General features: G+C 56.3%; 15 protein-coding genes and 1 riboswitch. Of the genes, 6 read left to right on the top strand and 9 right to left on the bottom strand.

All coding sequences use genetic code 11. The features are described from left to right. Nucleotides 1-136 precede the first annotated feature (136 nt). The 7 genes from thiH to rsd form a co-directional block, all read right to left on the bottom strand. Nucleotides 137-1,300, bottom strand: a complete 1,164-nt coding sequence (gene thiH, locus ACRDCA_RS24800) for a 2-iminoacetate synthase ThiH (RefSeq protein ID WP_438691912.1) — start codon at nt 1,298-1,300, stop codon at nt 137-139. Next, complete coding sequence (locus ACRDCA_RS24805) at nt 1,300-2,079, bottom strand: thiazole synthase (RefSeq protein ID WP_438691913.1); 780 nt, start codon at nt 2,077-2,079, stop codon at nt 1,300-1,302. The genes thiH and ACRDCA_RS24805 overlap by 1 nt, the downstream gene beginning before the upstream one ends. Before the next feature lies 1 nt (nt 2,080). Further along, complete coding sequence (gene thiS / locus ACRDCA_RS24810) at nt 2,081-2,281, bottom strand: sulfur carrier protein ThiS (RefSeq protein WP_438691914.1); 201 nt, start codon at nt 2,279-2,281, stop codon at nt 2,081-2,083. Beyond that, complete coding sequence (locus ACRDCA_RS24815) at nt 2,278-3,027, bottom strand: HesA/MoeB/ThiF family protein (protein ID WP_438691915.1); 750 nt, start codon at nt 3,025-3,027, stop codon at nt 2,278-2,280. Before ACRDCA_RS24815 ends, thiS begins: the two co-directional genes overlap by 4 nt. Nucleotides 3,028-3,031: 4 nt before the next feature. Continuing rightward, nucleotides 3,032-3,670, bottom strand: a complete 639-nt coding sequence (gene thiE / locus ACRDCA_RS24820) for a thiamine phosphate synthase (RefSeq protein WP_438691916.1) — start codon at nt 3,668-3,670, stop codon at nt 3,032-3,034. Further along, on the bottom strand, nt 3,663-5,606 hold the full coding sequence (gene thiC / locus ACRDCA_RS24825) for a phosphomethylpyrimidine synthase ThiC (RefSeq protein ID WP_438691917.1): 1,944 nt from the start codon (nt 5,604-5,606) through the stop codon (nt 3,663-3,665). Before thiC ends, thiE begins: the two co-directional genes overlap by 8 nt. A 117-nt stretch (nt 5,607-5,723) precedes the next feature. Then, nucleotides 5,724-5,846: riboswitch (TPP riboswitch) on the bottom strand. 162 nt (nt 5,847-6,008) lie between these two features. Further along, complete coding sequence (rsd, locus tag ACRDCA_RS24830; protein ID WP_438691918.1) at nt 6,009-6,521, bottom strand: sigma D regulator; 513 nt, start codon at nt 6,519-6,521, stop codon at nt 6,009-6,011. 102 nt (nt 6,522-6,623) lie between these two features. Between rsd and nudC the strand changes: the two genes are divergently transcribed. The 6 genes from nudC to ACRDCA_RS24860 all read left to right on the top strand — a co-directional run bounded on the left by nudC (nt 6,624) and on the right by ACRDCA_RS24860 (nt 11,006). Continuing rightward, nucleotides 6,624-7,391: an NAD(+) diphosphatase gene (gene nudC / locus ACRDCA_RS24835; RefSeq protein WP_438691919.1), complete on the top strand. Its 768-nt coding sequence runs from the start codon at nt 6,624-6,626 to the stop codon at nt 7,389-7,391. 37 nt (nt 7,392-7,428) lie between these two features. Then, a complete protein-coding gene (gene hemE / locus ACRDCA_RS24840; RefSeq protein WP_021808058.1) occupies nt 7,429-8,493 on the top strand; it encodes a uroporphyrinogen decarboxylase in 1,065 nt (354 codons plus the stop codon). 16 nt (nt 8,494-8,509) lie between these two features. After that, entirely contained in the window at nt 8,510-9,196 is a 687-nt protein-coding gene (gene nfi, locus ACRDCA_RS24845) for a deoxyribonuclease V (RefSeq protein WP_438691920.1), read from the top strand. A 48-nt stretch (nt 9,197-9,244) separates the two neighbouring features. Then, entirely contained in the window at nt 9,245-9,835 is a 591-nt protein-coding gene (locus ACRDCA_RS24850) for a YjaG family protein (protein WP_025121564.1), read from the top strand. Nucleotides 9,836-10,024: 189 nt separating this feature from the next. Next, nucleotides 10,025-10,300: a nucleoid-associated protein HU-alpha gene (gene hupA, locus ACRDCA_RS24855; protein ID WP_024914152.1), complete on the top strand. Its 276-nt coding sequence runs from the start codon at nt 10,025-10,027 to the stop codon at nt 10,298-10,300. Nucleotides 10,301-10,367: 67 nt separating this feature from the next. Continuing rightward, a complete protein-coding gene (locus ACRDCA_RS24860) occupies nt 10,368-11,006 on the top strand; it encodes a DUF1481 domain-containing protein (protein ID WP_438691921.1) in 639 nt (212 codons plus the stop codon). Nucleotides 11,007-11,056: 50 nt separating this feature from the next. Here ACRDCA_RS24860 and purD read toward each other — a convergent pair whose 3' ends face one another. Beyond that, entirely contained in the window at nt 11,057-12,340 is a 1,284-nt protein-coding gene (gene purD / locus ACRDCA_RS24865) for a phosphoribosylamine--glycine ligase (RefSeq protein ID WP_438691922.1), read from the bottom strand. Between the two features lie 49 nt (nt 12,341-12,389). Beyond that, nucleotides 12,390-13,979, bottom strand: coding sequence for a bifunctional phosphoribosylaminoimidazolecarboxamide formyltransferase/IMP cyclohydrolase (gene purH, locus ACRDCA_RS24870; RefSeq protein WP_438691923.1), 1,590 nt, complete (start codon nt 13,977-13,979; stop codon nt 12,390-12,392). Nucleotides 13,980-14,535 lie beyond the last annotated feature (556 nt).

The raw sequence follows: 14,535 nt of genomic DNA on the forward strand, positions 1-14,535 counted from the left end.
CGGCGTTTGGTAAGCAAGGTTATCAGAGGGGAAGATAACCTTGGCTGGCTAGGTTCCGTTAGCCAACATCGCTACTATAACGGTGTCGTTTTGGGGTACCAGTTTGCTTTCCTCGCTTTGCGTAGTGTTTCCAGCACTATTGGTTAGACGGTGCAACCGTTGCAGGCGGTTGCGTAGTACGTCCCAGATAATCATCCCAATCTTTCCACACCGGCTGTAGCCCGGCGGCAGTGATAGCTTGTGCTACCTGCTGCGGCGTCCGGCTGTCGTGCGGTTCGAACTGTTCCAGCTCTGCTGGCACATCATCGGCGTAGCCGCCCGGCTGGGTTTTCGAACCGGCGCTGACGCTGTTGATGGCCACCGGGATCATATGATCGCGGAAGAAGGCCGACTCCCGGGTCGATAATGAGAGTTCCACGTCGGGGGCAAATAACCGGAAAGCGCAGATCAACTGCACCAGTTGCGATTCGCTCATGATCGAAGCCGGTTCAATGCCACCGGCGCAGGGCCGTAGGCGAGGGAAAGAGATTGAGTAACGGCTCTGCCAGTAGGTCTGCTGTAGATAGAACAGATGCTCCGCCAGCAGATAGCAGTCCGTACGCCAACTGCTGGAAAGCCCAATTAGTGCGCCGAGGCCGATCTTATCGATCCCGGCGCGGCCCAGTCGATCCGGCGTACTCAGCCGCCAGTGGAAATCCTGTTTCTGCCCACGCAGATGGTGCTGCTGATAGGTCGCCGGGTGGTAGGTTTCCTGATAGACCAACACCCCGTCCAACCCAAGGGTTTTCAGCTCGGCATAGTCTTGCTGCGCCAGCGGCTGCACCTCCATCATCAGTGAACTGAAATGGCGGCGAATGGCGGGAATATGCTGGCGGAAGTAATCCATACCGACCTTGCGCTGATGTTCTCCGGTTACCAGCAGCAGATGCTCAAATCCTAACGCCTTGATGGCCGCGCATTCCCGTTCGATCTCTGCCGCATCCAGCGTTTTGCGTTTGAGGTGATTACTCATCGAAAAGCCGCAGTAGGTACAATCGTTGGCACACAGGTTAGAGAGGTATAACGGCACATAAAAACTCACTACGTTACCGAAACGCTGGCGGGTGAGTTGTTGTGCTCGTTGCGCCAGAGGCTCCAGATAAGCGGCGGCGGCAGGGGAGATGAGTGCCATAAAATCTTCCCGCGTCGGCTTGGTGCTATGCAAAGCCTGCTCAACATCACGTGCCGTTTTGCTGTTAATCCGCAGCGTCAGGTCATCCCAATCCCAGCCAGATAAACGCTCGCTAAAATCATCGGCCATCAGAGCGCCTCCTCTGAGTGGCTGAGGAACGCCGTCAGCGGGCTGGAGGCCGTGGCGATCGTCTGGCGGCTGCCGAGTCCGGCGTTACGCGCTAATTCACCGGCTTCCAGTGCCATGCGGAAAGCCTGAGCCATTTGCAGCGGATCGCGGGCCACGGCGATGGCGGTATTGACCAGTACCGCATCGGCCCCCAGCTCCATCGCTTCTAATGCGTGGCTGGGGGCACCGATCCCGGCATCAATCACTACCGGAACCTTGGCCTGTTCAATAATGATCTCCAGGAAGTCACGGGTCAGTAATCCACGGTTAGAACCGATCGGTGCGCCTAGCGGCATCACGGCGGCACAGCCCACTTCCTCCAACCGTTTGCACAGCACCGGATCGGCGCCGCAGTAAGGCAGCACCACAAAACCTTCCTTGACCAGGATCTCCGCTGCCTTGAGCGTTTCGATTGGGTCTGGCAGCAGGTATTTCACTTCCGGATGAATTTCCAGTTTCACCCAGTGGGTGCCCAACGCTTCACGTGCCAAGCGGGCAGCGAACACGGCTTCGTCTGCCGTCTTCGCCCCAGATGTGTTGGGCAGGAGTTTTACGCCCAACCGTTGCAGCGGTGCCAGAATGGCGTCGTTACCGCCGCGCAGATCGACGCGTTTCATCGCCATGGTCACCAGCTGTGAGCCGGAAGCTTGTAGCGCGGCCAGCATTAACTCGGGCGTGGCGAATTTCCCGGTGCCGGTGAACAGGCGTGAAGTAAAAGTGGTATCGGCGATTTGCAGCATGTCAGCCTCCGGCAATCGCTTGAAACAGCAAGATATCATCACCGTCCTGCACCTGACGGGTTGCCCAGTCAGCGCGTGGAATGATGACCTGATTGATCGCTAATGCGCTGCCTGGCTGGTGGCGTTCCAGCTGTTCGAGTAATGCCTGAACGCTCAACGGTTGTGCCAGCTCCAGTGGTTGGTCATTCAGCGTAATCTTCATGCTGGGCCCCCACAGACGGAACAGGTGCTGGCCTTGCTCAGTTGCAGGGTGCTCCAGCTTTGCTGTTTGCCGTCGAACAAACGCAGCTTGCCGCTGAGGGAGGAGGGCATCCCGGCCAGCATTTTGATGGCTTCCAGCGCTTGAAGCGTGCCGATCACGCCGACGACCGGGCCAAGTACGCCTGCGGTGCGACAGTTACGCTGTGGTTCGGCTTGCTCGGGGTAGAGGCAGGCATAACAGCCGTGGGCATAAGGCGGTTCGATAACCAGTAACTGGCCGCTGAACCCCACCGCGCTGCCGCTGATCAACGGCACATTGGCAGCGATGCAGGCGGCATTGACCGCATGGCGTGTCGCCATATTATCGCTGCAATCGAGCACCAAATCGGCACAGGCCACGGCATCGTTCAGCGTTGCCCCTTGCAGGCGTTGCTCCAGTGCAATCGACTCCACCAGAGGGTTCAGCGCCTGTAAATGGTCCTGCGCCAGTTGGGCCTTGCTGGCGGCGATATCGCCGGTGCGATACAGAATTTGCCGTTGCAGATTGGTGAGGTGCAGCTGGTCATCATCGGCCAATAGCAGCGTACCCACACCGGCGGCAGCCAGATACAGCGCCGCCGGGGAGCCTAAGCCTCCCAATCCGACGATCAGCACCGTGGCGTGCTTTAGCTTTTCCTGCCCCTCGGGGCCGACGTCTTCCAGCAGCAACTGGCGGCTGTAGCGCAGAAACTCTTGATCATTGAGCATCGCATTACTCCTTGCCTTCAATCAGTTGCAGCAGCGTTGCCGTGGCGGCACGCCAATCCGCAGCCTGGGTGATAGCGCTGACCACGGCCACGCTGCCAACGCCACAGGCCAATACGGCAGGGACGCGATCGATGCTGATCCCGCCAATGGCCACCGTTGGGTACTGCTGTAACCCTGCGACATGGCGTTGCAACTCGGCGAGGCCCTGAGGTTCGGAAGGCATGTCTTTGGTTTGCGTGGGGAAGATATGCCCCAGGGCGATATAGGAAGGTTTGACGGCGATCGCACGGGCCAGTTCGGCGTCGTCATGGGTGGAAACGCCCAGGCGCAATCCCGCCCGATGGATGGCTGCCAGATCGGTGGTGTCCAAATCCTCCTGCCCCAGGTGGACGCCGTAAGCATCATGCTTAATCGCCAACTGCCAGTAATCATTGATAAACAACCGTGCCTGATAGCGTTTTCCCAGGGTGATGGCGGCAGCAATGTCGGCCTCTACCTGTTCGTCGGGCAGATCTTTGATGCGTAATTGGAGGGTGGTGACGCCTGCTTCCAGCAGGCGAGCGATCCATTCAATACTGTCGACGACCGGGTATAAACCCAGCTTGTGTGGCGTTGCGGGGAAGGGCGCAGTGAGGTTAGTCATTATTCACCTCTTCCTGCAAGTTGGTTGCACTATGGTACAACTCGCTGCCGCGCGAGCGGAATTCGGCAGACATTTTCTCCATGCCGGTCAGTTGCACTTCGATCGGCTTGGCAGCCTCCTGTGCGGCGGCATAGTCGCGCACTTCCTGGGAAATCTTCATTGAGCAGAACTTTGGTCCGCACATCGAGCAGAAGTGGGCGATCTTGCCGGATTCCTGCGGCAGCGTTTCGTCGTGATAGGCGCGGGCGGTTTGTGGATCCAGCGCCAGGTTGAACTGATCTTCCCAACGGAATTCAAAGCGCGCCTTGGACATGGCGTTATCGCGGATCTGCGCGCCTGGATGGCCTTTCGCCAGATCGGCGGCGTGAGCGGCGATCTTGTAGGTGATTAGCCCCTGTTTGACATCTTCCTTGTTCGGCAAGCCCAGGTGTTCTTTTGGCGTCACGTAGCAAAGCATCGCGCAGCCGAACCAGCCGATCATCGCCGCGCCGATCCCAGAGGTGAAATGGTCGTAACCCGGTGCGATATCGGTGGTCAACGGCCCAAGCGTATAGAACGGCGCTTCATGGCAATGTTCCAGCTCTTCGGTCATGTTGCGGCGGATCATCTGCATCGGCACGTGGCCGGGGCCTTCGATCATCACCTGTACGTCGTATTCCCAGGCAATTTTGGTCAGCTCGCCCAGCGTATGCAGTTCGGCGAATTGCGCTTCGTCATTGGCATCCTGGATCGAACCTGGGCGCAGGCCGTCGCCGAGGGACAGTGAAACATCGTAAGCGGCACAAATTTCGCAGATCTCGCGGAAGTGCTGATAGAGGAAGTTTTCCTGATGATGCGACAGGCACCACTTCGCCATGATCGAACCGCCACGGGAGACGATACCGGTCAGGCGCTTGGCGGTCATCGGCACATAGCGCAGCAGGACTCCGGCGTGAATGGTGAAGTAATCTACCCCTTGTTCAGCCTGTTCCAGCAGGGTATCGCGGAACATCTCCCAGGTCAGGTTCTCTGCCACGCCGTTCACTTTCTCCAGCGCCTGATAGATCGGTACCGTACCAATCGGTACCGGGCTGTTGCGCAGGATCCATTCGCGGGTTTCGTGGATATAGCGGCCAGTAGAGAGGTCCATCACGGTGTCGGCACCCCAACGGGTTGACCACACCAGTTTTTCGACTTCTTCTTCGATCGAGGAAGTGACCGCCGAGTTGCCGATGTTGGCGTTCACCTTCACCAGGAAATTACGGCCAATAATCATCGGCTCGGATTCCGGGTGGTTGATATTGGCAGGGATGATGGCTCGCCCTGCGGCCACTTCCTGGCGGACAAATTCCGGTGTGATGTTTTCTGGCAGATTCGCCCCCCAACTTTGGCCGGGATGCTGGTGGCGCAGCACTTCACCGCGAATGCGTTCACGGCCCATATTTTCGCGGATGGCGATAAACTCCATCTCTGGGGTGACAATACCGGCGCGGGCATAGTGCAATTGGGTAACGCATTTCCCCGGCAGGGCCTTGCGGGGCAGAGGCAAATGCTCAAAGCGCAGATGGTCTAGGCCTTCATCGGCCAGACGCTGCTGGGTGAAGCCGGAACTGACGCCGCTCAACGTTACCGTATCGGCACGTTCTACGATCCAGCCCGCGCGGACTTTTTCCAATCCTTTATGCACGTCGAGCACGGCTTGCGGATCGCCGTACGGGCCTGCGGTGTCATATACAGGAATGGCTTCGTTCTGCTCATACTGAGGCTGGTCTTTATTGCCGCCGATCAGCGTCGGGCTGAGTTGGATTTCACGCATCGGTACCTGAATATCACTGCGTGAGCCAGTGAGGTAGATCCGTTGTGAGTTGGGGAAGGTTACGCCTTGCAGAGAGTCGATGAAGTTTTGCGCGGCATCGCGTTGTTGTTTACGGGCACGAGGTTGGTTCACGGTAGACATAGCAAATTCCTATCAGTGTAGTGATGTAGGGAAAATTGCTTGTCTGGAGCTCGGAGGGAGTAATGATGGTAGCCGGTAAGGCAGGCGCAGCCCCTGACGGGAGCATCTTGCCTATGGCGATAGATTACTCTTGTTCCCTTCGCGGGTATTAACCCGATCAGGTTCCGCGGATCCCGAATTAACGGTCTCAGCCTGGCTGATTTAATGCAACATCAGCGCTAGGCACTCCGACAAGAGCCCTCAGTATAAGAGGGACTACAAAAACTACAAGCCATCCCCCGTCATCTTTCAAGCCGTAGCGTTGTTATCTGCATATTTGAACCCCAGTCACTTACAAAAGTAAGCTCCTGGGGATTCAAATATTTGCCGCCTAGCTACGACTTGAAATCTATAGGGGGATAATTAAGCCGGGTGAGGTAGAGACTCAGTATTGTTGCTCCCCGGTTGCCCCTGCTGCCAGGTTTCCGCCGCCAGCTGGATCAACTGATCTTCCAAAGCAAAACGCGAGGCCAAGGCTTCGCCAATGTCTGACAACGCCTGATTAAGTTCGACACACACATCATCAATATCGGCTTCGGTATAGCGGTCATGGAACGCCATCACGATTTCGGTATTGGCCTGTAATTTGGGATAGAACTTGGTAGTCAGCGCCATTTTTGGGCTGGCGGAGCCTTCCACTTGTTTGATAATTTTGTCATAAATGTGAAAATGTCCGGCAGAGAGATAATCCACCAGATTATGGCAAAAGTTCTCCAGCGCTTTTTCGTTCAGCGGCGTATGCTTTTCTTTGTTGGGTTTAATGCCGACCAAACTGCAATAGGCAACCAGCAGCTGTTTGCGTGCCTGCAACCATTGATCGACTAATTCATTACTGCCACCAACGCGCTGAGTCAGGCTTTCCAATCGGTTGAGCATGGTTGACTCCGTGTGTAAGAGAAAGAGAAAAAGAGTAAGTTAATAAAATGTAACAAAGACCATTCCTAGATTGCCAGTGAAGCAGAGGTTGTGCAACAACATATGGAACTTGCATTAACGGGTAACGAAAACGGCTGGTGGATCGTCAGCCATGAAAGCAAAATTTGGTTACCAAACGGTGAATTACCCTTTGGTTCTGCCGCATTATTTTCCTTACAAGGCCGATCGGCTCGGCAGATTGGTGAATGGGAGGGGGCAACGGTCTGGCTGGTGCGCCAACCGATGGCCAAAGAGATGGGGTCGGTGCGGCAACTGCTCAGCCTCGATCGCGGGCTGTTCCAGTTGGCCGGGCGCGGTGTGCAACTGGCCGATTTTTATCGCTCGCATCAGTTCTGCGGCTACTGTGGTCATGAAATGCATCTCAGCCGCACGGAAAGTGCCTGCCTGTGTAACCACTGCCGTGAACGTTATTACCCCCAGATAGCCCCTTGCGTGATTGTGGCTATTCGCCGCAATGACGAGATCCTGCTGGCACAGCATGTGCGCCATCGCGGCGGTATTCATACCGTGCTGGCCGGTTTTGTCGAAGTGGGCGAAACGCTGGAAAATGCCGTGGCGCGCGAGGTCATGGAAGAGAGCAATATCGCCATCACCAACCTGCGCTATGTCACCTCGCAGCCTTGGCCGTTCCCCCATTCGCTGATGATGGCGTTTATGGCGGAGTATCACAGTGGTGAACTGCGTCACGATCCGAAAGAGTTGCTCAATGCGGGCTGGTATCGCTATGACCAATTGCCTATGCTGCCACCTCCAGGTACCGTGGCGCGCCGTCTGATCGAGGACACCGTGGCGCTGTGCCGGGCAGAATAAGGTACAATGGCGGCAGATAATCAAGGGAGCCCAAGAAATGAATGAGTTGAAGAACGATCGCTACCTGCGCGCGCTGTTGCGCCAACCGGTAGATCTTACCCCTGTATGGATGATGCGCCAGGCCGGTCGTTATTTGCCAGAGTACAAAGCCACCCGTGCTCAGGCCGGGGATTTCATGTCGTTGTGCAAAAACGCCGAACTGGCCTGCGAGGTGACCTTACAGCCTCTGCGCCGTTATGCGCTGGACGCCGCCATCCTGTTCTCCGACATTCTCACCATTCCTGATGCCATGGGGCTTGGGCTCTACTTCGAGACTGGGGAAGGCCCGCGTTTTTCTTCGCCAATCACCTGTCGTGCCGACGTAGAGAAGTTACCAGCGTTCGATCCGGAAGATGAACTGGGCTATGTGATGAACGCGGTGCGCACTATCCGCCGTGAGCTGAAGGGGGAAGTGCCCCTGATTGGTTTCTCCGGCAGCCCGTGGACGTTGGCGACCTATATGGTCGAAGGCGGCAGCAGCAAGGCGTTCACCAAGCTGAAGAAAATGATGTACGCCGAGCCGCAGACGCTGCACCTGCTGCTGGATAAGCTGGCGGACAGCGTTATTCTTTATCTCAACGCCCAGATCAAGGCCGGTGCGCAGTCCGTGATGGTGTTCGACACCTGGGGCGGCGTGCTGACGGGCCGTGATTACCGCGAATTCTCGCTGCACTACATGCATAAAATTGTCGATGGCCTGCTGCGTGAAAACGACGGACGCCGCGTGCCGGTAACGTTGTTCACCAAAGGCGGCGGCCAGTGGCTGGAAGCTATGGCGGCCACCGGTTGCGATGCGCTGGGCCTGGACTGGACCACCGATATCGCCGATGCGCGCCGCCGCGTGGGCGATAAAGTCGCTCTGCAAGGCAACATGGACCCTTCGATGCTGTATGCGGCACCGGAGCGCATCGCGCAGGAAGTGGAAACTATTCTGGCCGGGTTTGGCCAGGGCGAAGGCCACGTGTTTAACCTTGGCCACGGCATTCATCAGGATGTGCCACCGGAACATGCCGGTGCGTTCGTTGAAGCGGTGCATGCGCTGTCGGCCAAATACCACCGCTAAACCGCAAGGAGACGCTGTGATAGATACTCAGGCTCTGCGCGCCGAACAGTTGCGGCGCGCCGGGGAAGTCATTCGTCACGATGATTTTCTGCAAGACCCACCGGCGTTTATCGCCGGTGCGGACGTCGGTTTTGAGCAAGAAGGCGCGGTCACCCGCGCCGCCATTGCTATCCTGCGCTATCCTTCACTGGAACTGGTGGAGTATCAGATCGCCCGTATCAGCACCACCATGCCCTATATCCCCGGTTTTCTCTCGTTTCGTGAGTATCCGGCGTTGATCGCCGCCTGGGAGCAACTGCAACAGAAACCCGATCTGATCTTCGTCGATGGCCATGGCATTTCCCATCCCAGACGCTTGGGGGTTGCCAGCCACTTTGGCCTGCTGGTGGACGTACCAACCATAGGTGTGGCGAAGAAGCGTTTATGTGGTAAATTTTCTCCGCTGGATGCTGCCGTTGGCTCGCTGGCTGCGCTTGAGGACAAGGGCGAACAACTGGGATGGGTATGGCGCAGCAAGGAACGTTGCAATCCGTTGTTTATCGCCACAGGCCATCGGGTTGGCACCGACAGCGCCCTGGCCTGGGTGCAACGCTGCATGGCAGGCTACCGCTTGCCGGAACCCACGCGTTGGGCCGATGCCATTGCTTCACGCCGTCCGGCCTTTATACGCTGGTTACAGCAGCATCCAGAGGTGTCGCAATGAGCGATTTCGGGTACACTGCGCGGCAGATAACGAGTAAGAGAGTAGACAATGCTACGTAACCCGATTCATTTACGCTTGGAAAAGCTGGAAAGCTGGCAGCATTTGACCTTTATGGCCTGCCTGTGCGAGCGTATGTACCCGAATTACCAGATGTTCTGTCTGCAGACGGAGTTTGGCGACCCGGCGGTTTATCGCCGTATCCTGGATCTGATCTGGGAAACGCTGGTGGTGAAAGACGCCAAGGTCAACTTTGACAGCCAACTGGAAAAGTTGGAAGAGGCGATCCCGTCGGCAGAAGATTACGATCTTTACGGCGTTTACCCGGCGATCGATGCCTGTATCGCATTAGGGGAATTGATCCATTCGCGCCTCAGCGGTGAAACGCTGGAGCACGCCATTGCCATCAGCGAAACCTCAATTCGCACCGTGGCGATGTTGGAAATGACCCAGGCTGGCAAAGAAATGACCGACGAAGAGCTGAAAATTCTGCCTGCCGTTGAGGAAGAATGGGACATTCAATGGGAGATTTTCCGCCTGTTGGCTGCCTGCGAAGAGCGTGATCTGGATCTGATCAAAGGGTTACGATCTGACCTGCGCGAGGCCGCGGTAAGTAACATTGGGATAAATTTAACGCAATAAGGCAAGAAAACGTGATTTAACGTCTGATTTGTCGTGCCTTAAGGCTTCACATCCGCACCCTGTCTGGTCTACATTTGGGGGGCGAAAAAAAAGTGGCTATCGGTGCGTGTATGCAGGAGAGTGCTGTCCATCGGCATATCCGTCGCACTCGATGCTTTGCAAACGATAAACACACTGTAAGGATAACTTATGAACAAGACTCAACTGATTGATGTAATCGCAGACAAGGCTGACCTTTCTAAAGCTCAAGCTAAGCTGGCTCTGGAATCAACCCTGGCTGCCATTACTGAGTCTCTGAAAGAAGGTGATGCAGTACAATTGGTTGGTTTCGGTACTTTCAAGGTAAACCATCGTAGCGAGCGCACTGGCCGCAACCCACAGACTGGTAAAGAAATCAAAATCGCAGCCGCTAACGTGCCTGCGTTCGTTTCTGGTAAAGCACTGAAAGACGCGGTTAAGTCTTAATCGCGTGTTGCAGAAAGGTTTAAACAGGGGGGCGTCGGCGCCCCTTTTGTTTATTCAACGGGCACTCATGGCGGTTACGGTTGTCGCTGCCTTGAGTGCTTGTAGTTTCCGGTCTGCCCCGCCGTCCTTTACCGCCAGCGGCTTTGTGGCCGATCAGGGGGTAATGCGGGTGTGGCGTCTGGATGATGGCCAGCAGCAGCCTGTGGCGCTGTTGAGTGTCTACAGCCCTTATCGCGGGCCGGGCACTGTCTCAACGCTGTATGAATATCAGAATGGTGTGCTGTACCAAATCAAACGCACCGATGCGGATGGCGATCGCGATTCCATTCAACTGCGTTTCACCGCCAACGGCACGGTCAGCTTTATGCAACGTCAACTGGCCACCCAGCGTCAGAAGCTCTCCAACGATGAAATCGTGCTTTATCAATATCAGACACGGCGAATGCTGGAAGTGAGCGATGCGCTAAATGCCGGCCGGGTACGGTTGTTACAAGGGCACTGGCAACAAGGCGCAGTGAAGTTGTGCAACGGCGAAGTCGTGAAACCGGGTCTGGACCAACAGGCCGAAGAGTGGATCGCACGGCGTGCGGCCAACAGCAGTCAGCCAGTGAGCGTAGCCTGGTTGGATGGGCCGGAAGGTCGTGAGCTGTTACTGGTGGCCAATAGCGACTTCTGTAGTTGGGAACCCACCAAAGATACCCTGTAGCCAATAAAAAAGGCCCTGCGAACAGAGCCTGAATTTAACGGGGCCGCCGATTACTGCTCGCGTGCGATAGCGCGGTAGCCAATATCCTTGCGGCAGAAGCTGCCTTGCCACTGAATCCCTTCCGCTAGCTGATAGGCTAACTGCTGAGCTTGTGCCACCGTTGCACCCAATGCTGTCACGCACAGAACGCGCCCGCCGTTGGTCACAACGTCATTGCCTTGCATACGCGTACCGGCATGAAACACTTTGCCGTTGGCGTCTTCTTGCTGAGGTAAGCCGTGGATCACGTCCCCTTGGCGATAATCCGCTGGGTAGCCACCCGCAGCCAACACGACGCCGAGGGCAGGGCGTTCGTCCCACTCGGAAGTCTTCTCCCCCAGTTTACCGTCAGCCCCGGCCAGGCAGAGCTCAACCAGATCGGAACGCAGGCGCAACATGATTGGCTGGGTTTCCGGATCGCCAAAGCGGCAGTTGAATTCGATTACCTTGGGCTGTCCGTCGGCAGAAATCATCAGGCCTGCATACAGGAAACCGACATAGGTGTTACCTTCCGCCGCCATGCCGCGTACGGTTGGCCAGATCACCTGGTCCATCACGCGCTGGTGGATTTCATCCGTAACTACTGGCGCTGGGGAATAAGCACCCATGCCGCCGGTATTCGGGCCGGTATCGCCGTCACCCACGCGTTTATGATCCTGGCTGGTCGCCATCGGCACCACGTTTTCGCCGTCTACCATGACGATAAAGCTGGCCTCTTCGCCATCAAGAAACTCCTCGATCACGATACGGTGCCCGGCGTTGCCAAAAGCGTTGCCCGCCAGCATATCCTGGATCGCGTCTTCGGCTTCCTGCAACGTCATGGCGACGATCACGCCTTTACCGGCTGCCAGACCGTCGGCCTTGATGACAATCGGTGCGCCTTGGCTACGTACATAGGCCAGTGCAGGTTCAACTTCGGTAAAGTTCTGGTAGCCAGCGCTAGGAATGGCGTGGCGTGCCAGGAAGTCTTTGGTAAAGGCTTTGGAGCCTTCAAGCTGTGCGGCGGCCTGTGAAGGGCCAAAGATTTTCAACCCGGCAGCCTGGAAGGCATCTACCACGCCAATCACTAATGGTGCTTCCGGGCCAACGATGGTCAGACCGATGGCATTGTCTTTGGCAAAGGCAATCAGCGCCGGAATATCGGTTGGGGCGATATCGACGTTGGTCAGATTGCTTTCCAGCGCGGTGCCTGCATTACCCGGTGCAACAAAGACCTTATCCGCCAATGGCGATTGGGCCGCTTTCCAGGCCAGCGCATGTTCACGCCCGCCGTTGCCAATAATTAGAATATTCATCAGGTGCTCCATAAACGGCGTGCGCATTTGGCGCACGCAGCAAAAGGGATTAATGGCGGAAGTGGCGCATGTCGGTAAAGATCATCGCGATGCCGTGTTCGTTGGCTGCCGCAATCACTTCATCATCCCGGATTGAACCGCCCGGCTGGATCACACAAGTAATGCCAACTGCCGCTGCGGCATCGATGCCGTCACGGAACGGGAAGAAGGCGTCGGATGCCATGGCGGAGCCTTTGACTTCCAGGCCTTCATCAGCGGCTTTGATCCCGGCGATCTTGGCGGAGTAAACGCGGCTCATCTGGCCGGCACCTATGCCGATGGTCATGTTGTCGCGGGCATAGACGATAGCGTTGGATTTAACGAATTTGGCTACCTTCCAGCAGAACAGGGCATCACGCAGTTCCTGGGCAGTCGGTTGGCGTTCGGATACCACGCGCAAATCGGCTTCGGTCACCATACCCAGATCGCGGTCCTGCACCAACAGGCCACCGTTAACACGCTTGAAGTCCAGCCCGGTGACGCGCTGTTGCCATTGGCCACAGGCCAGCACGCGCACGTTCTGTTTCGCCGCCAGCAGAGTGCGGGCTTCTTCGCTAATGCTTGGGGCGATGATCACCTCAACGAACTGACGGCTGATGATCGCCTGCGCCGTTTTGGCATCCAGCTCGCGGTTAAAGGCAATGATGCCGCCAAAGGCCGAGGTAGGATCGGTTTGATAGGCGCGTTCATAGGCGGCAAACAGGTCCTCGCCAATCGCTACACCACAAGGGTTGGCATGTTTGACGATCACGCAGGCCGGCTCGGCAAACTCTTTGACACATTCCAGCGCGGCATCGGTATCGGCGATGTTATTGTAGGAAAGCGCTTTGCCCTGCAACTGGTCGGCGGTGGCAACGGAGGCCTCCTGCAAATTCTCTTCTATATAGAAGGCGGCTTGCTGGTGGCTGTTCTCACCGTAACGCATATCCTGCTTCTTGATGTAGTTGAGATTCAGCGTGCGTGGGAAGCGGCCGGAAGGTTGTTCAGTCTCACCGTGATAAGCCGGCACCAGGGTACCGAAGTAGTTGGCGATCATGCTGTCATACGCGGCGGTATGCTCGAATGCCTTGATAGCCAGATCGAAACGGGTTGGGTACAACAGTGAACCGTTGTTGTTATCCATCTCGGTGATCACGGCGGCGTAGTCGCTGCTCTTGACCACGATGGCCACGTCTTTATGGTTCTTGGCGGCCGAGCGCACCATGGTTGGGCCACCGATATCGATATTCTCGACGGCATCTTCCAGCGAGCAATCCGGGCGAGCTACGGTTTGCGCGAAGGGATAGAGGTTTACCACCACCATATCGATCGGCTGGATCGCATGTTGTTCCATGATGGCATCATCCTGACCCCGGCGGCCCAGAATGCCACCGTGCACTTTCGGGTGCAGGGTTTTGACTCGTCCGTCCATCATCTCCGGGAAGCCGGTGTAGTCGGAAACTTCGGTAACAGGCAGACCGGCGTCGGCCAGCAGGCGGGCGGTGCCACCGGTGGAGAGTAGTTCGACGCCTCTCTGGGAGAGGGCTTCGGCAAATTCAACGATACCGGCTTTGTCGGACACGCTGAGCAGGGCCCGGCGGATTGGACGAGGTTGTTGCATGGTTTTATCCCTTGGCTTTGAGTCGCAATATAAGAGCGTTACGTGGATCTCCACCTTGTGGCTTCTTATATAGAGGGGATTTCTTTCTATATAGAGAAGGAAAGGAACAGATTCAGGTAGCGCCCCGGTAAAAACGGGGATTGTTTCGTCGCGGGGAATTGTAGCGAAAACGTTTGCGTGGCGCTCGTAAATTTTCCGTCCAAATGCGTTCTGTGGATAAGTTGGTGCATAACCGGGTATAAGGACGGGTTTTGCTGTGGAATGCAGCAAACGGTGTTTTTTGTTGAAAATACCTGTTGCGGCCTGCGCGGAACTCCCTATAATGCGCCTCCATCGACACGGAACATGTGAACAACTTCACGATGTCTTCGAAGTTCGACAGAGAAAAAATCCTGAAAATTAGGGGTTGACTCTGAGAGAGGAAAGCGTAGTATACGCCTCCTCGAGTTAGCAAGCGAAAGCGCCTAACTCACTGCTCTTTAACAATTTATCAGACAATCTGTGTGGGCACTCACAAGACGATATCCAGCTACTTCGGTAGCAAAAAAATATCAAG

The sequence above is a fragment of the Serratia sp. (in: enterobacteria) genome (assembly GCF_051654945.1).
In the GTDB taxonomy this organism is placed as follows: Bacteria; Pseudomonadota; Gammaproteobacteria; order Enterobacterales; family Enterobacteriaceae; genus Chania.